29 protein-coding genes and 1 pseudogene are annotated in these 15,245 nt (G+C 53.2%); 2 read left to right on the top strand and 28 right to left on the bottom strand.

Features of this window, described 5'->3' with window-relative positions:
* Positions 1-41 precede the first annotated feature (41 nt).
* Positions 42-155: pseudogene (locus ACW5XC_RS13140) on the top strand (gamma carbonic anhydrase family protein); the annotation flags it as partial.
* A gap of 169 nt (positions 156-324) precedes the next feature.
* On the opposite strand, the gene rplQ reads toward ACW5XC_RS13140, so the two are convergent.
* The 28 genes from rplQ to rpsJ all read right to left on the bottom strand — a co-directional run bounded on the left by rplQ (position 325) and on the right by rpsJ (position 13,948).
* Complete coding sequence (rplQ, locus tag ACW5XC_RS13135; protein ID WP_005307999.1) at positions 325-708, bottom strand: 50S ribosomal protein L17; 384 nt, start codon at positions 706-708, stop codon at positions 325-327.
* 43 nt (positions 709-751) lie between these two features.
* On the bottom strand, positions 752-1,741 hold the full coding sequence (locus ACW5XC_RS13130; RefSeq protein WP_005307997.1) for a DNA-directed RNA polymerase subunit alpha: 990 nt from the start codon (positions 1,739-1,741) through the stop codon (positions 752-754).
* A 25-nt stretch (positions 1,742-1,766) separates the two neighbouring features.
* Positions 1,767-2,387 carry a 30S ribosomal protein S4 gene (gene rpsD / locus ACW5XC_RS13125; RefSeq protein ID WP_005340600.1) on the bottom strand — a complete coding sequence of 207 codons (621 nt, stop codon included), beginning with the start codon at positions 2,385-2,387 and terminating at the stop codon, positions 1,767-1,769.
* Between the two features lie 39 nt (positions 2,388-2,426).
* Positions 2,427-2,816 (bottom strand): 30S ribosomal protein S11, encoded by a 390-nt coding sequence (gene rpsK, locus ACW5XC_RS13120; protein WP_005307993.1) that lies wholly within the window; start codon positions 2,814-2,816, stop codon positions 2,427-2,429.
* Positions 2,817-2,830: 14 nt separating this feature from the next.
* Positions 2,831-3,187 (bottom strand): 30S ribosomal protein S13, encoded by a 357-nt coding sequence (gene rpsM / locus ACW5XC_RS13115; RefSeq protein WP_005307991.1) that lies wholly within the window; start codon positions 3,185-3,187, stop codon positions 2,831-2,833.
* A gap of 139 nt (positions 3,188-3,326) precedes the next feature.
* Positions 3,327-3,440 (bottom strand): 50S ribosomal protein L36, encoded by a 114-nt coding sequence (gene rpmJ / locus ACW5XC_RS13110; protein ID WP_005319705.1) that lies wholly within the window; start codon positions 3,438-3,440, stop codon positions 3,327-3,329.
* Between the two features lie 27 nt (positions 3,441-3,467).
* Complete coding sequence (gene secY, locus ACW5XC_RS13105) at positions 3,468-4,796, bottom strand: preprotein translocase subunit SecY (RefSeq protein WP_005340602.1); 1,329 nt, start codon at positions 4,794-4,796, stop codon at positions 3,468-3,470.
* Between the two features lie 8 nt (positions 4,797-4,804).
* A complete protein-coding gene (gene rplO, locus ACW5XC_RS13100; RefSeq protein ID WP_005340604.1) occupies positions 4,805-5,242 on the bottom strand; it encodes a 50S ribosomal protein L15 in 438 nt (145 codons plus the stop codon).
* 2 nt (positions 5,243-5,244) lie between these two features.
* Positions 5,245-5,424, bottom strand: coding sequence for a 50S ribosomal protein L30 (gene rpmD / locus ACW5XC_RS13095; RefSeq protein ID WP_005307985.1), 180 nt, complete (start codon positions 5,422-5,424; stop codon positions 5,245-5,247).
* A gap of 6 nt (positions 5,425-5,430) precedes the next feature.
* Complete coding sequence (rpsE, locus tag ACW5XC_RS13090; protein WP_005340605.1) at positions 5,431-5,931, bottom strand: 30S ribosomal protein S5; 501 nt, start codon at positions 5,929-5,931, stop codon at positions 5,431-5,433.
* 14 nt (positions 5,932-5,945) lie between these two features.
* On the bottom strand, positions 5,946-6,299 hold the full coding sequence (gene rplR / locus ACW5XC_RS13085; RefSeq protein ID WP_005340606.1) for a 50S ribosomal protein L18: 354 nt from the start codon (positions 6,297-6,299) through the stop codon (positions 5,946-5,948).
* A 9-nt stretch (positions 6,300-6,308) separates the two neighbouring features.
* A complete protein-coding gene (gene rplF / locus ACW5XC_RS13080) occupies positions 6,309-6,842 on the bottom strand; it encodes a 50S ribosomal protein L6 (RefSeq protein ID WP_005340607.1) in 534 nt (177 codons plus the stop codon).
* A 13-nt stretch (positions 6,843-6,855) separates the two neighbouring features.
* Entirely contained in the window at positions 6,856-7,248 is a 393-nt protein-coding gene (gene rpsH, locus ACW5XC_RS13075; protein ID WP_005307980.1) for a 30S ribosomal protein S8, read from the bottom strand.
* A 21-nt stretch (positions 7,249-7,269) separates the two neighbouring features.
* Positions 7,270-7,575: a 30S ribosomal protein S14 gene (gene rpsN / locus ACW5XC_RS13070; protein WP_005340609.1), complete on the bottom strand. Its 306-nt coding sequence runs from the start codon at positions 7,573-7,575 to the stop codon at positions 7,270-7,272.
* A gap of 10 nt (positions 7,576-7,585) precedes the next feature.
* Complete coding sequence (rplE, locus tag ACW5XC_RS13065) at positions 7,586-8,125, bottom strand: 50S ribosomal protein L5 (RefSeq protein ID WP_005331162.1); 540 nt, start codon at positions 8,123-8,125, stop codon at positions 7,586-7,588.
* Between the two features lie 13 nt (positions 8,126-8,138).
* A complete protein-coding gene (gene rplX, locus ACW5XC_RS13060; RefSeq protein WP_005307977.1) occupies positions 8,139-8,456 on the bottom strand; it encodes a 50S ribosomal protein L24 in 318 nt (105 codons plus the stop codon).
* 11 nt (positions 8,457-8,467) lie between these two features.
* Positions 8,468-8,836, bottom strand: coding sequence for a 50S ribosomal protein L14 (gene rplN, locus ACW5XC_RS13055; RefSeq protein WP_005307975.1), 369 nt, complete (start codon positions 8,834-8,836; stop codon positions 8,468-8,470).
* A gap of 147 nt (positions 8,837-8,983) precedes the next feature.
* Positions 8,984-9,232 carry a 30S ribosomal protein S17 gene (gene rpsQ, locus ACW5XC_RS13050; RefSeq protein ID WP_005307966.1) on the bottom strand — a complete coding sequence of 83 codons (249 nt, stop codon included), beginning with the start codon at positions 9,230-9,232 and terminating at the stop codon, positions 8,984-8,986.
* Positions 9,232-9,423: a 50S ribosomal protein L29 gene (gene rpmC, locus ACW5XC_RS13045; protein ID WP_005307965.1), complete on the bottom strand. Its 192-nt coding sequence runs from the start codon at positions 9,421-9,423 to the stop codon at positions 9,232-9,234. The genes rpsQ and rpmC overlap by 1 nt, the downstream gene beginning before the upstream one ends.
* Positions 9,423-9,836 (bottom strand): 50S ribosomal protein L16, encoded by a 414-nt coding sequence (gene rplP / locus ACW5XC_RS13040; protein ID WP_005340612.1) that lies wholly within the window; start codon positions 9,834-9,836, stop codon positions 9,423-9,425. Before rplP ends, rpmC begins: the two co-directional genes overlap by 1 nt.
* A gap of 13 nt (positions 9,837-9,849) precedes the next feature.
* Positions 9,850-10,563 (bottom strand): 30S ribosomal protein S3, encoded by a 714-nt coding sequence (gene rpsC, locus ACW5XC_RS13035; RefSeq protein WP_005307962.1) that lies wholly within the window; start codon positions 10,561-10,563, stop codon positions 9,850-9,852.
* A 3-nt stretch (positions 10,564-10,566) separates the two neighbouring features.
* The gene (gene rplV / locus ACW5XC_RS13030) at positions 10,567-10,911 is read right to left on the bottom strand and encodes a 50S ribosomal protein L22 (protein ID WP_005319741.1); all 345 of its coding nucleotides are present in this window, start codon (positions 10,909-10,911) and stop codon (positions 10,567-10,569) included.
* A 10-nt stretch (positions 10,912-10,921) separates the two neighbouring features.
* Positions 10,922-11,200, bottom strand: coding sequence for a 30S ribosomal protein S19 (gene rpsS, locus ACW5XC_RS13025; protein WP_005307960.1), 279 nt, complete (start codon positions 11,198-11,200; stop codon positions 10,922-10,924).
* Positions 11,201-11,222: 22 nt separating this feature from the next.
* Entirely contained in the window at positions 11,223-12,044 is an 822-nt protein-coding gene (rplB, locus tag ACW5XC_RS13020) for a 50S ribosomal protein L2 (protein ID WP_005340614.1), read from the bottom strand.
* Between the two features lie 15 nt (positions 12,045-12,059).
* Complete coding sequence (gene rplW / locus ACW5XC_RS13015; RefSeq protein WP_005307955.1) at positions 12,060-12,362, bottom strand: 50S ribosomal protein L23; 303 nt, start codon at positions 12,360-12,362, stop codon at positions 12,060-12,062.
* Positions 12,359-12,964 (bottom strand): 50S ribosomal protein L4, encoded by a 606-nt coding sequence (rplD, locus tag ACW5XC_RS13010; RefSeq protein ID WP_005340616.1) that lies wholly within the window; start codon positions 12,962-12,964, stop codon positions 12,359-12,361. Before rplD ends, rplW begins: the two co-directional genes overlap by 4 nt.
* Positions 12,965-12,981: 17 nt before the next feature.
* Complete coding sequence (rplC, locus tag ACW5XC_RS13005) at positions 12,982-13,614, bottom strand: 50S ribosomal protein L3 (protein WP_005340620.1); 633 nt, start codon at positions 13,612-13,614, stop codon at positions 12,982-12,984.
* A gap of 22 nt (positions 13,615-13,636) precedes the next feature.
* Positions 13,637-13,948: a 30S ribosomal protein S10 gene (rpsJ, locus tag ACW5XC_RS13000; RefSeq protein ID WP_005307944.1), complete on the bottom strand. Its 312-nt coding sequence runs from the start codon at positions 13,946-13,948 to the stop codon at positions 13,637-13,639.
* A gap of 355 nt (positions 13,949-14,303) precedes the next feature.
* Between rpsJ and ACW5XC_RS12995 the strand changes: the two genes are divergently transcribed.
* Complete coding sequence (locus ACW5XC_RS12995; RefSeq protein WP_042054215.1) at positions 14,304-15,218, top strand: DMT family transporter; 915 nt, start codon at positions 14,304-14,306, stop codon at positions 15,216-15,218.
* The last annotated feature ends 27 nt before the right edge of the window (positions 15,219-15,245 follow it).

The following is a 15,245-nucleotide window of genomic DNA, read 5'->3' as shown; positions in this document are numbered from 1 at the left end:
GCCTTCAGGTTGTTAGAATGGCCGAAAACATGGAGGCCAAGATGGACTTGCGACTGAGACCCTACAAAGGAAAACGCCCACAACTGGGCAAACGGGTGTATGTAGACCCCTGTGCAACACTGGTGGGCGATATCGAACTGGCCAGCGATGTTTGGATGAAATGAACAGACAATTCACCATTTCGCCAGGTCAGGAACAACTCTTACTTCCTATATAGGAGAAGTTGAATAATGAGTTGAGGCCAGTTGAGGCCAGTTGAGGCCAGTTGAGGCAGTATCAGAATCCCTTAAAAGAAAAGCCGGGACAAGCCCGGCTTTTTCTTTATCACTCAGCAGCTGCTTCAGCAGCGGCCGGGCGGTCTACCAGCTCAATATAAGCCATAGGGGCGTTGTCGCCAGCACGGAAACCGCATTTCAGAATGCGAGTATAACCGCCGGCGCGCTCCAGGTAGCGCGGGCCCAGTTCATTGAACAGCTTAGCCACGATCGCGTTGTCGCGAGTACGGGCAAATGCCAGGCGACGATTAGCAACGCTATCAGTCTTGGCAAGGGTGATCAGCGGTTCAACTACACGACGCAGCTCTTTTGCCTTAGGCAGAGTCGTCTTGATGATCTCATGACGAACCAGGGAGCTGGCCATGTTGCGGAACATTGCCTGACGATGGCTGCTGTTCCGGTTCAGTTGACGACCACTCAAACGATGGCGCATGACCTTATCCTTCTAACTAAATCTGTGAAACCCGTAATCTGGATTACTCGTCAGCGATGCTGGCGGGCGGCCAGTTCTCAAGGCGCATGCCAAGAGACAGACCACGGGAGGCCAACACGTCCTTGATCTCAGTCAGGGACTTCTTACCGAGGTTAGGAGTCTTAAGCAACTCAACTTCGGTACGCTGTACCAGATCACCAATATAGTGGATAGCTTCTGCCTTCAGACAGTTCGCAGAACGAACTGTCAGCTCCAAATCATCGACAGGACGTAGCAGAATCGGATCAAACTCGGGTTTCTCTTCTTTCTTCTCGGGCACGCTGACATCGCGCAGATCCACGAAGGCTTCCAGTTGCTCGGCCAGAATAGTGGCAGAACGACGGATGGCTTCTTCAGGATCCAGGGTACCATTGGTCTCCATGTCGATGACCAGCTTGTCCAAGTCGGTACGCTGTTCCACACGTGCTGCCTCAACATTGTAGGCAATACGAACGATGGGGCTGAACGCGGAGTCCAACAGCAGGCGACCAATAGGACGCTCTTCATCATCGTTGTGAACACGAGCAGAAGCAGGCACATAACCACGACCGCGCTGAACTTTCAGGCGCATGCTGATTTCAGCATTGGCACCTGTCAGGTGGCAGATTACGTGCTCCGGGTTTACGATCTCGACTTCATCACCGTGAGTGATATCACCAGCGGTAACGGGGCCTGTTCCAGACTTGGTCAGGGACAGAGTTACCTCGTCCTTGCCTTCCAGCTTCACAGCGATACCTTTCAGGTTGAGCAGGATTTCAAGAATGTCTTCCTGTACACCTTCTTTGCTGCTGTACTCATGCAGTACCCCGTCAATTTCGACTTCAGTAACTGCACAACCGGGCATAGATGACAGCAAAATACGACGCAGGGCGTTGCCCAGCGTGTGACCAAAGCCACGCTCGAGTGGCTCAAGAGTCACTTTCGCATGAGTCGGGCTAACTTGCTCGATGTCAACTAGCCGCGGTTTAAGAAAATCTGTTACAGAACCCAGCATTGTGTCCTCTCTTTAGAAGCTAGCTTTACTTGGAGTAAAGCTCGACGATCAGCTGTTCGTTAATGTCGGCAGACAGGTCGGAACGCTCTGGCAGACGCTTGAAAGCACCTTCCATTTTAGCGGCGTCAACCTCTACCCAAGTCGGCTTCTCACGCTGACCAGCAACTTCCAGGGAAGCTTTGATACGCGCTTGCTTCTTAGCCTTCTCACGAACGCAGATCACGTCCTCAGGGGAAACCTGGAAAGAAGGAATGTTCACAACGCGACCGTTTACCATGATGGCCTTGTGGCTCACCAGCTGACGAGATTCAGCACGGGTAGCGCCGAAGCCCATACGGTAAACAACGTTGTCCAAACGACCTTCCAGCAGCTGCAACAGGTTTTCACCGGTGTTACCCTTTTGACGGGCAGCGTCGCGGTAGTAGTTGCGGAACTGTTTTTCCAATACGCCGTAGATACGACGAACTTTTTGTTTCTCGCGCAGCTGAACACCGTAGTCGGACAGACGCGCTTTACGCGCACCGTGCTGACCAGGGGCGGTGTCAATCTTGCACTTAGAATCAATCGCACGAACACCTGACTTCAGGAAGAGGTCGGTGCCCTCACGACGGCTAAGCTTAAGCTTAGGACCGATATATCTTGCCATCTTCTTTCTCCAACAATCCTAGACCAAGTAGCTACAGCGTTATACGCGGCGCTTCTTGGGAGGACGACAACCGTTGTGCGGGATCGGAGTCACATCAGTAATGTTAGTGATGCGGAAACCAGCCGCGTTCAGGGCGCGGATGGAAGACTCACGACCGGGACCCGGACCTTTGACCATGACTTCCAGGTTCTTGACGCCATATTCTTTGGCCATCTCACCAGCGCGCTCGGCAGCTACCTGAGCAGCGAACGGGGTGGACTTACGAGAACCACGGAAACCGGAACCACCAGAAGTAGCCCAAGACAGAGCATTGCCCTGACGGTCAGTAATGGTCACGATTGTGTTGTTGAAAGATGCATGAACGTGCGCAATACCGTCGCTCACTTGCTTTTTAACGCGCTTGCGAGCACGAGTCGGAGTTTTAGCCATTTTCTACCTTCCCGTTACTTCTTGATAGCCTTGCGCGGACCCTTACGGGTACGAGCGTTGGTCTTGGTACGTTGACCACGAACAGGCAGGCTACGACGGTGACGCAAACCACGGTAGCAACCCAGATCCATCAATCGCTTGATGTTCATGGAAATCTGACGACGCAGGTCACCTTCAACGGTGAATTTACCTACTTGTTCACGCAGACTCTCGATCTGAGCTTCGTCCAGGTCTTTAATTTTCACATTCTCAGCGATACCGGCTGCGGCACAGATGGCCTTGGAGCGGGTACGACCGACGCCATAAATAGCAGTCAAAGCGATGACTGCATGCTTATGGTCAGGAATGTTAATGCCAGCGATACGGGCCACTATTCACTCCTACATATAGTAGATTACGACCACCACAAAGCCCGTGAGCGGATACGTGGCGGTCAACCAATACACAACAAAAGTTGGCTGGCTATATTAGCCAGCACAACTATTTGTTGCAAGTACTAACCGTAAAAAATTAGCCTTGGCGCTGTTTATGCTTTGGCTCGCTGCAAATCACACGCACCACACCGTGACGCTTGATGATTTTGCAGTTACGGCAGATTGCCTTAACGGAAGCACGAACTTTCATTGCTTAACTCCGTAACTACGCCGACCTTTAGCGGCCGTAGCCCTTCAGGTTGGCCTTCCTCAGGACGTCGCCATATTGATGAGACATCATATGGGTTTGTACCTGAGCCATGAAGTCCATGATAACTACCACGATAATCAGCAGCGAAGTGCCGCCGAAGTAGAACTGTACGTTCCAGGCAGTCATCAAGAACTGGGGTACCAGACAGATAAAGGTTATATAGAGCGCACCTGCCAATGTCAGGCGAGTCATAACCTTATCGATGTAACGTGCTGTCTGCTCGCCCGGGCGAATCCCCGGGATAAAGGCTCCACTCTTCTTCAGATTATCTGCTGTCTCGCGTGGGTTGAACACCAGCGCGGTATAGAAGAAGCAGAAGAAGATAATGGCTGCTGCATACAGCATCTCGTAAAGCGGTTGACCCGGCTGCAGGACCATAGAGACCTGTTGCAGGATATCAGCTACTTTACCCTCGCCCTGACCAAACCAAGAGGTAATGGTCCCCGGGAAGAGGATGATACTGGATGCGAAAATCGCAGGAATCACACCAGCCATATTCACTTTCAACGGCAGGTGTGTGCTTTGCGCGGCAAATACCTGGCGGCCTTGTTGACGCTTGGCATAGTTAACGACGATACGACGCTGACCACGCTCCACGAACACCACAAAGTAAGTCACTGCGAAAACAATCAAGCCCAGCAACAACAACAGCAGGATGTGCAATTCCCCTTGACGTGCCTGTTCGGCCGTAGCGCCAATGGCATGCGGCAAACCAGCAACGATACCTGTGAAAATAATCAACGAGATACCATTACCAATCCCACGCTCGGTAATCTGCTCACCCAACCACATCAAAAACATGGTACCGGTGACCAGACTCACAACCGCTGTGAAATAGAAGCCCAAACCCGGATTAGTCACGAGTCCATGCATCATATTCGGCAGACCGGTTGCAATACCAATGGCCTGGAAAGTTCCCAAAACCAGCGTGCCCCAACGGGTATATTGGCTAATCTTGCGACGGCCGGATTCACCTTCTTTCTTGAGTTCAGCAAGAGCGGGGTGAACCACTGTCAGCAGCTGGATAATGATCGATGCCGAAATGTACGGCATGATCCCCAACGCAAGAATAGAAGCACGCGAGAGTGCACCACCACTGAACATGTTGAACATCTCAATGATGGTGCCCTTCTGTTGCTGGAACAACTCGGCCAGTACGGCGGCGTCAATACCAGGAATCGGCACATAAGAGCCTGCACGGAAAACGATAATCGCCCCGAGAACGAAGAGCAGACGGCTCTTCAGTTCACTCAGACCACCCTGTGCTTTAACATCCAATCCTGGTTTCTTAGCCATTGTACTGATTATTCCTCGATTTTACCGCCAGCGGCCTCGATGGCTGCGCGTGCACCTTTGGTGACGGACAGACCACGAACGGTCACAGCACGGTCAATGTTGCCTGACAGAACAACTTTAGCGAACACGATGTTCTTAGTAACAACACCGGCTTGCTTCAGAGTGCTCAGGTCGACCACATCACCTTCTACCAGGGCGATTTCGTTCAGACGCACTTCGGCAGAAACCAAAGATTTGCGAGAGAAGAAACCGAACTTCGGCAGACGGATTTTCAAAGGCATTTGGCCGCCTTCGAAACCGTTGCGGACTTTGCCGCCACCGGAACGAGAGGTTTGGCCTTTAACACCACGACCACCAGTCTTGCCCAGGCCGGAGCCGATACCACGACCACGACGTTGTTTTTCAGGCTTGGAACCAGCGGCCGGAGACAGAGTGTTCAGACGCATGCTTAGCCCTCCACCTTAACCATGTAATAAACCTGGTTGATCATGCCGCGTACGCAAGGAGTATCTTCCAGCTCAACGGTGTGACCAATGCGACGCAGACCCAGACCACGCAGAGTCGCCTTGTGCTTTGGCAGACGGCCGATAGAGCTGCGAGTTTGAGTTACTTTTACAGTGTTAGCCATGTCGCATTACCCCAGAATTTCTTCAACGCGCAGACCACGCTTGGCAGCGATCTGTTCCGGTGATTGACCGTGAACCAGAGCGTCTACAGTAGCGCGAACAACGTTGATTGGGTTGGTGGAACCGTAGGTCTTGGCCAGCACGTTGTGGATACCGGCAACTTCCAGAACAGCACGCATAGCGCCGCCTGCAATGATACCAGTACCTTGGGAGGCCGGCTTCATGAACACGGTGGAGCCAGAGTGAACACCACGCACCGGGTGGTGCAGAGTGCCGTTGTTCAGCTCAACCTTGTTCAGGTTACGCTTAGCCTGTTCCATTGCTTTTTGAATAGCAGCCGGAACTTCACGGGCTTTACCGTAACCGTAACCTACACGGCCGTTACCATCACCCACCACGGTCAACGCGGTGAAGGACATGATACGACCACCTTTAACAGTTTTCGAAACACGGTTTACTGCAATGAGCTTTTCTTGCAGTTCGCCGGCTTGAGATTCGACTTTAGCCATCTTCGACTCCTAGCTTAGAACTGAAGACCAGCGTCACGTGCGGCAGCTGCCAAGGCAGCGATGCGACCGTGATACTTGAAACCGGAACGATCGAAAGATACGTTCTGAACGCCTTTGGCAATAGCACGCTCAGCGATAGCCTTACCTACAGCGGTAGCAGCATCTGCGTTACCGGTGTATTTCAGAGCTTCACTGATGGCTTTCTCTACTGTGGAAGCAGAGGCCAGAACTTCGGAACCGTTGGCTGCAATAACCTGCGCATAGATATGACGCGGGGTACGGTGAACAACCAGACGGGTAGCTCCCAGTTCCTGCATCTTTTTCCGAGCACGAGTAGCACGACGGAGACGAGCTGCTTTCTTGTCCATAGTGTTACCTTACTTCTTCTTAGCTTCTTTAGTACGCACTTGCTCGTTGGCATAGCGTACACCCTTGCCCTTGTAGGGCTCCGGAGCGCGGTAAGCACGGATATCGGCGGCGACTTGGCCAACCAGCTGCTTGTCGACGCCACGCAGAACGATTTCTGTAGCAGTCGGGCACTCAGCGGTCACACCAGCCGGCAGCGCATGCTCTACCGGGTGAGAGAAGCCCAGAGCCAGCGCAACAGCATTGCCCTTGATGGAGGCTTTATAACCTACACCAACCAGCTGCAGCTTGCGCTCGAAGCCTTGGGTAACACCGATTACCATGTTGTTGACCAATGCACGGGCAGTACCAGCCTGAGCGTCAGCACCAGCGATGCTGCCGCGCGGGGCGAACTTCAGTACATTGTCTTCTTTGGTCACTTCTACACCGGCGTGAATAGAGCGAACCAGAGAACCTTTACCACCTTTGATGGTCAGTTCCTGGCCGTTCAGAGTCACCTCTACGCCAGCAGGAATAGTGACGGGTGCCTTAGCAACACGAGACATTTCCTACCTCCTATTAAGCGACGTAGCAGATGATCTCACCGCCCATGCTTGCTTTGCGAGCAGCACGGTCAGTCATCACACCTTTAGACGTGGACACGATAGCAACACCGAGACCGCCCATAACTTTCGGCAGATCAGTAGTGCGCTTGTAAATACGCAGGCCTGGACGGCTTACGCGTTGGATCAGTTCTACAACTGGCTTGCCCTGGAAATATTTCAGTTCAATTTCCAGTTCCGGCTTCACGTCACCAGCTACGGAGTAGCCAGCGATGTAACCTTCTTCTTTCAGCACTTTGGCAATAGCCACTTTCAGCTTGGAAGAAGGCATGGAAACCGCAACTTTGCTCGCCGCCTGACCGTTACGGATGCGGGTCAGCATATCCGCGATCGGATCTTGCATGCTCATAAGTCTAACTCCCGAGATTCGTTACCAAGAAGCCTTCTTCAGGCCCGGAATTTCGCCCTTCATGGCATGCTCACGCACCTTGATGCGAGACAGGCCAAACTTGCGCAGGAAACCGTGCGGACGACCAGTAATATTGCAACGGTTACGCTGGCGGGACGGACTGGAATCACGGGGCAGCTGTTGCAGTTGCAGTACAGCATCCCAACGCGCTTCTTCAGAAGCGTTCATGTCAACGATGATAGCTTTCAGCTCGGCACGCTTGGTCGCGTACTTGGCTACCAGCTTGGCACGCTTTGCTTCGCGCGCTTTCATGGATGTTTTAGCCATAACCCTAACCTTACTTGCGGAATGGGAAGTTAAAGGCAGCCAGCAGAGCACGGCCTTCTTCATCGGTATTCGCGGAAGTGGTGATGGTGATATCCAGACCACGGACGCGATCGACTTTGTCATAGTCGATTTCCGGGAAGATGATCTGCTCACGCACGCCCATGGAGTAGTTACCACGACCGTCAAACGCTTTAGCGTTCAGGCCACGGAAGTCACGGATACGCGGTACGGAGATGCAGATCAGCCGTTCCAGGAACTCCCACATACGCTCGCCACGCAGGGTTACTTTACAACCTATCGGGTAGCCTTCACGAATCTTGAAGCCCGCAACAGATTTGCGAGCTTTGGTGATCAGCGGCTTCTGACCGGAAATGGCAGCCATATCGGCAGCAGCATTTTCCAGCAATTTCTTGTCAGAGATCGCTTCACCAACACCCATGTTCAGGGTGATTTTCTCGATCCGAGGGACTTGCATGATAGTCTTGTAACCGAACTGCTTGGACAGTTCATTTACTACATCGGATTTGTAGTAATCATGCAGTTTCGCCATCGTTAAACTCCAATTACTTCACAAGTTCGCCGGTGGATTTGAAGAAACGGACTTTTTTGCCGTCTTCAATCCGGAAACCAACGCGGTCAGCTTTGCCAGTGGCAGAGTTGAACAGCGCTACGTTTGATACATCGATGGGGGCTTCTTTGGTGACGATACCGCCAGCCTGACCCAGTGCGGGTACCGGCTTCTGGTGTTTCTTCACCTGGTTGATGCCTTCCACGATTACCTTACCTTTTGCAATCAGGACTTGAGTGACTTTGCCACGCTTGCCCTTGTCTTTGCCGGTAAGAACAATCACTTCGTCTTCGCGACGGATTTTAGCTGCCATCGTTCGACTCCTTACAGTACTTCGGGTGCCAGGGACACAATCTTCATGAACTTCTCATTACGCAGTTCACGGGTCACCGGGCCAAAAATACGAGTACCGATTGGCTGTTGGTTGTTGTTAAGCAACACAGCCGCATTGTTGTCGAAACGGATGACAGAGCCGTCCGGACGACGAACGCCTTTACGGGTGCGTACGACCACCGCGTTATACACATCACCTTTCTTCACTTTACCGCGAGGAATGGCTTCCTTGATGGAAACCTTGATGATGTCGCCGATGCCGGCGTAACGGCGGTGCGAGCCACCCAGAACCTTAATACACATTACACTGCGAGCGCCGGAGTTGTCGGCAACACCCAGCATACTTTGCATCTGGATCATCTTAGTGCTCCGCTTTGTTTACTTCTTATCCCTAATGGGATCTGGCTGCCTTCAAAAGGCGCGAAACTATAACACAGGATTTTCAGAAAAGGTAGCCTAAAAAACAAACGGCCCCTGAAAGGGGCCGCTTGGACTACAAAGTACCGATTAGGCCTTTTCTACAACGGCAACCAGGGTCCAGGACTTGGTCTTGGACAGCGGGCGGCATTCGCGGATTTCCACGAGGTCGCCAGCTTTGCACTCGTTGTTTTCGTCATGCACGTGCAGCTTGGTAGTGCGCTTGATGATCTTACCGTAGATCGGGTGCTTTACCTTGCGCTCGATAGCAACAGTGATGGACTTGTCCATCTTGTCGCTGATTACACGACCTTGCAGAGTACGGATCTTGTCAGTCATTACGCACCTGCCTTCTCAGTCAGTACAGTCTTGATACGTGCGACGTCACGACGCACTTGTTTCAGAGTGTGAGTCTGAGCCAGCTGGCCGGTGGACGCTTGCATGCGCATGTTGAATTGCTCACGCAGCAGGCCCAGCAGCTCCTGGTTCAGTTCTTCGACGCTCTTTTGACGCAGATCTTGGGCTTTCATCACATCACCGTCTTAATTACGAAAGTGGTCTGAACAGACAGCTTAGCTGCGGCCAGGGCAAACGCTTCACGCGCCAGAGCCTCAGGTACACCGTCCATCTCGTACAGAACCTTGCCAGGCTGGATCGGGCAAACCCAGTATTCCACGTTACCCTTACCTTTACCCATACGAACTTCGAGGGGCTTTTCGGTGATGGGCTTGTCCGGGAACACACGGATCCAGATCTTACCTTGACGCTTAACGTGACGGGTCATGGCACGACGGGCTGCTTCGATTTGACGAGCAGTCAGTTGACCACGGGATGTCGCCTTCAGGCCAAAGGTACCGAAGGATACTTCGTTACCAGAGGTGGCCAGACCGCGGTTACGACCCTTGTGGGTCTTGCGGAATTTAGTACGCTTAGGTTGCAACATTTACCGAATCTCCTTACTTAGCAGCGCGGCGCTTGTTGTCACGCTTGGGCTTTGCAGGAGCTTGCTCTTGAGCAGCGGCAGCGTTAACAGCAGCCAGACCGCCCAGAACTTCGCCCTTGAAGATCCAAACTTTAACGCCGATCACACCGTAAGTGGTGTGGGCTTCAGAAGTTGCGTAGTCGATGTCGGCACGCAGGGTGTGCAACGGCACACGACCTTCACGGTACCATTCGGTACGCGCGATTTCAGCGCCGCCCAGACGACCGGAAACTTCCACTTTGATGCCCTTGGCACCCAGGCGCATTGCGTTCTGTACGGCGCGCTTCATAGCACGACGGAACATTACACGACGCTCCAGCTGGGAAGTGATGCTGTCGGCAACGAGTTTGCCATCCAGCTCCGGCTTGCGGACTTCGGAAATGTTGATCTGAGCAGGCACGCCAGCAATAGTGGCTACAGCTTTGCGCAGCTTCTCAACGTCTTCGCCTTTCTTACCGATTACAACACCCGGACGAGCGGTGTGAATGGTCACACGGATGCTCTTGGCCGGACGCTCAATGGTGATCTTGGACAAGGACGCGTTTTTCAGTTCCTTGGTCAGGAACTGGCGTACTTGAAAATCGCTGTACAGGTTGTCAGCGAAGTCTTTGGTGTTCGCGAACCAGGTAGAATTCCAAGGCTTGGTAATACCCAGGCGAATGCCATTAGGATGTACTTTCTGACCCATTGCTTATCTCCCAGCCTTAGCGTCGGATACCACTACAGTGATGTGAGCGGTACGCTTGAGGATACGATCCGCACGACCTTTGGCACGCGGACGGATGCGCTTCATGGAGGGACCTTCGTCGACCATGATAGTAGCAACACGCAGCGCGTCGATATCGGCGCCTTCGTTGTGCTCAGCGTTTGCAATGGCAGATTCCAGCACTTTCTTAACCAGCACTGCAGCCTTTTTCGGGCTGAAGGTCAGGATATTCAGAGCCTTGTCTACGGACAGACCACGTACTTGATCGGCTACCAGACGAGCTTTCTGGGCAGAAGTACGGGCATAACGGTGTTTAGCGATAGCTTCCATCATTTATCCCTTAGCGCTTCTTAGCCTTCTTATCAGCAGCATGGCCGCGATAAGTACGAGTCGGTGCGAATTCACCCAGTTTGTGACCGATCATTTCTTCGGTAACGAAAACCGGAACGTGCTGACGACCATTATGGACAGCGATGGTCAAACCGATCATGTTCGGGATGATCATTGAACGACGGGACCAGGTTTTAACCGGCTTTTTATCCCCGCTTTCCACCGCTTTCTCTACCTTCTTCAGCAAGTGCAGGTCAATAAATGGACCCTTCTTGAGAGAACGTGGCATGGTGATTCCTCTATGTTAACAATTACTTGTTACGACGACGTACGATGTACTTGTCGGTACGCTTGTTCTTACGGGTCTTGAAGCCTTTAGCCTTCTGGCCCCATGGGGACACAGGCTGCATGCCCTTGTTACGACCCTCACCACCACCGTGCGGGTGGTCAACCGGGTTCATCGCCATACCGCGAACGGTCGGACGAATACCACGCCAGCGGTTTGCACCGGCTTTACCCAGTTGACGCAACATGTGCTCGGAGTTACCGACTTCACCGATGGTAGCGCGGCACTCGGCCAGAACTTTACGTACTTCGCCGGAACGCAGACGCAGAGTTACATAGTTACCTTCACGAGCCAGGATCTGGATGAAAGTACCAGCGGAACGAGCCAGCTGGGCACCTTTACCAGGCTTCATCTCTACAGCGTGAACGGTAGAACCAACCGGGATGTTGCGCATCGGCAGGGCGTTACCTACCTTGATGGCTGCATCAGCACCAGAAGCGATCGCGTCACCAGCTTTCAGGCCTTTCGGAGCCAGGATGTAACGACGCTCACCGTCTGCATACAACACCAGAGCGATGTTAGCGGTACGGTTCGGATCGTATTCCAGGCGCTCTACTTTAGCCGGGATACCGTCTTTGTCGCGCTTGAAGTCGACGATACGGTAGTGCTGCTTGTGACCACCACCGATATGACGGGTAGTGATACGGCCGTTGTTGTTACGACCACCGGACTTGCTTTTGCTGTCCAGCAGAGCGGCGAAGGGCTTGCCCTTGTACAGCTCTTGATTGACGATCTTGACGACGTGGCGGCGGCCCGGAGAAGTAGGCTTGCACTTAACGATTGCCATTTTTGAGAACTCCTCTTACTCGGCTGCGCCCATGAAGTCGATGTCCTGACCAGCTTTCAGGGTCACATAAGCCTTTTTCCAATCGGAACGACGGCCTACGCGTGCACCTGCGCGCTTGGTCTTACCCTTCATGTTCAGGGTACGGACGGTCTCAACTTCGACCTCGAACAGTTTCGCAACTGCAGCTTTGACTTCCGCCTTGGTAGCATCAACAGCAACTTTGAACACGATAGTGTTCTGCTTTTCTGCAACCATGGTGCTCTTTTCAGAGATGTGCGGAGCCTTCAGAACTTTCAGCAGACGCTCTTCACGGATCATGCCAGCATCTCCTCGATTTGCTTAACTGCATCAGCAGTCATCAGAACCTTGTCGAAAGCGATCAGGCTGACCGGGTCGATACCGGCAACGTCACGCACGTCAACTTTGTACAGGTTGCGAGCAGCCAGGAACAGGTTCTCATCGACTTCAGCAGTCACGATCAGAACGTCAGTCAGTTCCATTTCTTTCAGCTTGGCGATCAGTTCTTTGGTCTTCGGAGCTTCGATGCCGAACTTCTCAACAACGATCAGGCGCTCTTGACGTACCAGCTCGGACAGAATGCTACGGATAGCGCCGCGGTACATCTTCTTGTTTACTTTCTGGCTGTGATCTTGCGGCTTAGCAGCAAAAGTCACACCACCGGAACGCCAGATGGGCGAACGGATGGAGCCAGCACGGGCACGACCAGTACCCTTCTGACGCCACGGCTTTTTGCCGCCACCAGACACTTCAGAGCGAGTCAGCTGCGCACGAGTACCCTGACGGGCACCAGCGGCATATGCAACGACGACCTGGTGAACCAGAGCTTCGTTGAATTCGCGCCCGAAGGTAGTCTCGGAAACTTCAAGAGCGCTCTTGGCGTCTTTCATTACCAATTCCATTACTATCTCCTCAGACGTTACGCTTTGACGGCAGGTTTGACGATCACGTTGCCGTTGGTTGCACCCGGTACTGCACCTTTGATGAGCAGCAGGTTGCGTTCAGCGTCAACACGAACCAGTTCCAGGTTCTGAGTCGTTACACGCTCAGCACCCATGTGACCAGCCATCTTTTTGCCCTTGAATACACGACCCGGAGTCTGGTTCTGACCGATAGAACCCGGAACGCGGTGAGACAAGGAGTTACCGTGGGTCATATCCTGGGTGCGGAAGTTGTGGCGCTTAACAGTACCAGCAAAGCCCTTACCTTTGGATGTGCCGGTAACGTCTACCAGCTTAACGTCAGCGAGAAGATCTACTTTCAGCTCGCTACCAACAGTGAAAGTTTCACCGTTGTTCAGGCGGAATTCCCACAGACCGCGACCGGCTTCTACACCAGCTTTGGCGAAGTGGCCAGCTTCCGGCTTGGTCACACGGCTGGCTTTCTTGGCGCCAGTGGTAACCTGAATAGCGTTGTAGCCGTCGGTTTCTACAGATTTGACCTGAGTTACACGGTTAGCTTCAACTTCGATAACAGTCACCGGGATAGAAACGCCATCTTCAGTGAAGATGCGAGTCATACCCACTTTGCGACCTACAAGACCGATTGTCATTGTTATCAACCTCTTTCCGTAATTAACCCAGGCTGATCTGGACGTCTACACCAGCTGCCAGATCCAGACGCATCAGGGCGTCTACGGTCTTGTCAGTCGGCTCAACGATGTCTACCAGACGCTTGTGAGTGCGGATCTCGTACTGATCACGCGCATCTTTGTTGACGTGCGGGGAGATCAGGACGGTGAAGCGCTCTTTGCGAGTCGGCAGCGGAATAGGACCGCGAACCTGCGCGCCAGTGCGCTTAGCAGTTTCAACGATTTCCGCAGTGGATTGATCAATCAGGCGATGATCAAAAGCCTTCAGGCGGATACGGATTCTTTGGTTCTGCATTGACAGAGCTCCAATAGATAAAAGAACATAAATCAACACCGCCCGACCGAGATTGCTCCCGCCAGAGGTGTGATTTTTCACGTTTCCCCCCATATCGGGAGGACTGTATGGCTGGCTCCTGTAAACAGGAAACTCAGCAGCAGACATATCGTCTGGCTTACCTCATGGGTAAGCGGAGGGGATTATACGGATTTTTCAAATTTGCGCAAGGGAGAGCGAACAGATTATGCGCAGTTTTATGTGACAGATGGATCTCGCCTGCGGCAACACACTCTGCTGCCGAACCAAGGTAACGACAATGTTACAAGCAGACTGGTAGACTGTGCGCTTGCCTCTGTCAGTGGAACGACATCCCATGCTCAAAGATCAAAAGAAAGCCTATCAGTATGGCCTTTGCGCCGTTGCCCTCTGGTCGACGGTCGCCACCGCCTTAAAGATCTCCCTCGCCTATTTCGAACCTGTGCAACTGTTGCTTGTGGCCGCCGTCACCTCGACTCTCACGCTGACAGCCGTCGTCGCCAAACAGGGCAAACTGCCGCTGCTGAGGAGCTACATCAAGGCCCGCCCTTTCTACTACCTGACTCTGGGCGTGCTGAATCCCTTTCTCTATTACCTGTTGCTGTTCAAAGCCTATGATCTGCTGCCTGCCCAGCAGGCACAGACCCTCAACTATACCTGGGCCATTACCCTCAGTCTGCTGGCCGTCCCCTTCCTCGGCCAGAAGCTGCGTCGGCGTGATGGCGTCGCTATCGTGCTGGGGTATTTTGGCGCGCTGGTGATCGCCACCAGAGGGGATGTATTCGGCCTCCAGTTCGACAGCCCCCTCGGCGTGACGCTGGCGCTGGTCTCGACCCTCATCTGGGCCAGCTACTGGATCCTCAACACCCGCAATCAGGGGGATCCCATTGTCAGCCTGTTGCTCGGCTTTATGATCAGCCTGCCTTTTATCGTCGTGGCGACCTGGTTGCTCTCCGATTTTGCCATGACCGCCTGGCAGGGATGGGCTGGTGCCATCTATGTGGGACTGTTCGAAATGGGCTTCGGTTTCGTGCTCTGGCTGATGGCGCTGCGCCATGCCACCAACACGGCCCCCATCAGCAACCTCATCTTTATCTCGCCGTTTGCCTCACTGGTGCTGCTCAACCTGTTGATCGGCGAAGCCATCCATCCAGCCACTCCCATCGGGTTGGCGCTCATCGTGGCCGCCCTGCTGATCCAGCAGCTCAAGTACGGCAAACGCTATCGAGCATCAGTCGAAACCAAGAGCTGACCATGCAGAAGGGCGTATCCACGGATA

The sequence above is a fragment of the Aeromonas sp. 25-AL00135 genome, assembly GCF_054052385.1.
Note: the sequence above shows the minus strand (reverse complement) of the source record. Positions and strands in the feature narration are given on the sequence as shown.

Excerpts from the sequence above, each read along its gene's own strand:
- rplB (WP_005340614.1), bottom strand. The coding sequence starts at position 12,044 with ATGGCAATCGTTAAGTGCAAGCCTACTTCTCCGGGCCGCCGCCACGTC.
- rpsC (WP_005307962.1), bottom strand. The coding sequence starts at position 10,563 with ATGGGTCAGAAAGTACATCCTAATGGCATTCGCCTGGGTATTACCAAG.
- ACW5XC_RS13130 (WP_005307997.1), bottom strand. The coding sequence starts at position 1,741 with ATGCTGGGTTCTGTAACAGATTTTCTTAAACCGCGGCTAGTTGACATC.
- secY (WP_005340602.1), bottom strand. The coding sequence starts at position 4,796 with ATGGCTAAGAAACCAGGATTGGATGTTAAAGCACAGGGTGGTCTGAGT.
- rplR (WP_005340606.1), bottom strand. The coding sequence starts at position 6,299 with ATGGACAAGAAAGCAGCTCGTCTCCGTCGTGCTACTCGTGCTCGGAAA.
- rplC (WP_005340620.1), bottom strand. The coding sequence starts at position 13,614 with ATGACAATCGGTCTTGTAGGTCGCAAAGTGGGTATGACTCGCATCTTC.
- rplQ (WP_005307999.1), bottom strand. The coding sequence starts at position 708 with ATGCGCCATCGTTTGAGTGGTCGTCAACTGAACCGGAACAGCAGCCAT.
- rplN (WP_005307975.1), bottom strand. The coding sequence starts at position 8,836 with ATGATCCAGATGCAAAGTATGCTGGGTGTTGCCGACAACTCCGGCGCT.
- rplP (WP_005340612.1), bottom strand. The coding sequence starts at position 9,836 with ATGTTGCAACCTAAGCGTACTAAATTCCGCAAGACCCACAAGGGTCGT.
- rpmJ (WP_005319705.1), bottom strand. The coding sequence starts at position 3,440 with ATGAAAGTTCGTGCTTCCGTTAAGGCAATCTGCCGTAACTGCAAAATC.
- rplW (WP_005307955.1), bottom strand. The coding sequence starts at position 12,362 with ATGATCCGTGAAGAGCGTCTGCTGAAAGTTCTGAAGGCTCCGCACATC.
- rplO (WP_005340604.1), bottom strand. The coding sequence starts at position 5,242 with ATGCGTCTGAACACTCTGTCTCCGGCCGCTGGTTCCAAGCCTGAAAAA.
- rplX (WP_005307977.1), bottom strand. The coding sequence starts at position 8,456 with ATGGCAGCTAAAATCCGTCGCGAAGACGAAGTGATTGTTCTTACCGGC.
- rpsD (WP_005340600.1), bottom strand. The coding sequence starts at position 2,387 with ATGGCAAGATATATCGGTCCTAAGCTTAAGCTTAGCCGTCGTGAGGGC.
- rplF (WP_005340607.1), bottom strand. The coding sequence starts at position 6,842 with ATGTCTCGTGTTGCTAAGGCACCCGTCACTATTCCTGCTGGCGTAGAG.
- rpsN (WP_005340609.1), bottom strand. The coding sequence starts at position 7,575 with ATGGCTAAAACATCCATGAAAGCGCGCGAAGCAAAGCGTGCCAAGCTG.
- rpsK (WP_005307993.1), bottom strand. The coding sequence starts at position 2,816 with ATGGCTAAAACTCCGACTCGTGCTCGCAAGCGCGTTAAAAAGCAAGTG.
- rpmD (WP_005307985.1), bottom strand. The coding sequence starts at position 5,424 with ATGGCTAACACTGTAAAAGTAACTCAAACTCGCAGCTCTATCGGCCGT.
- rpsH (WP_005307980.1), bottom strand. The coding sequence starts at position 7,248 with ATGAGCATGCAAGATCCGATCGCGGATATGCTGACCCGCATCCGTAAC.
- rpsJ (WP_005307944.1), bottom strand. The coding sequence starts at position 13,948 with ATGCAGAACCAAAGAATCCGTATCCGCCTGAAGGCTTTTGATCATCGC.
- rpmC (WP_005307965.1), bottom strand. The coding sequence starts at position 9,423 with ATGAAAGCCCAAGATCTGCGTCAAAAGAGCGTCGAAGAACTGAACCAG.
- rplV (WP_005319741.1), bottom strand. The coding sequence starts at position 10,911 with ATGGAAGCTATCGCTAAACACCGTTATGCCCGTACTTCTGCCCAGAAA.
- rpsQ (WP_005307966.1), bottom strand. The coding sequence starts at position 9,232 with ATGACTGACAAGATCCGTACTCTGCAAGGTCGTGTAATCAGCGACAAG.
- rplE (WP_005331162.1), bottom strand. The coding sequence starts at position 8,125 with ATGGCGAAACTGCATGATTACTACAAATCCGATGTAGTAAATGAACTG.
- rpsS (WP_005307960.1), bottom strand. The coding sequence starts at position 11,200 with ATGCCACGTTCTCTCAAGAAGGGTCCATTTATTGACCTGCACTTGCTG.
- ACW5XC_RS12995 (WP_042054215.1), top strand. The coding sequence starts at position 14,304 with ATGCTCAAAGATCAAAAGAAAGCCTATCAGTATGGCCTTTGCGCCGTT.
- rpsE (WP_005340605.1), bottom strand. The coding sequence starts at position 5,931 with ATGGCTAAAGTCGAATCTCAAGCCGGCGAACTGCAAGAAAAGCTCATT.
- rplD (WP_005340616.1), bottom strand. The coding sequence starts at position 12,964 with ATGGAATTGGTAATGAAAGACGCCAAGAGCGCTCTTGAAGTTTCCGAG.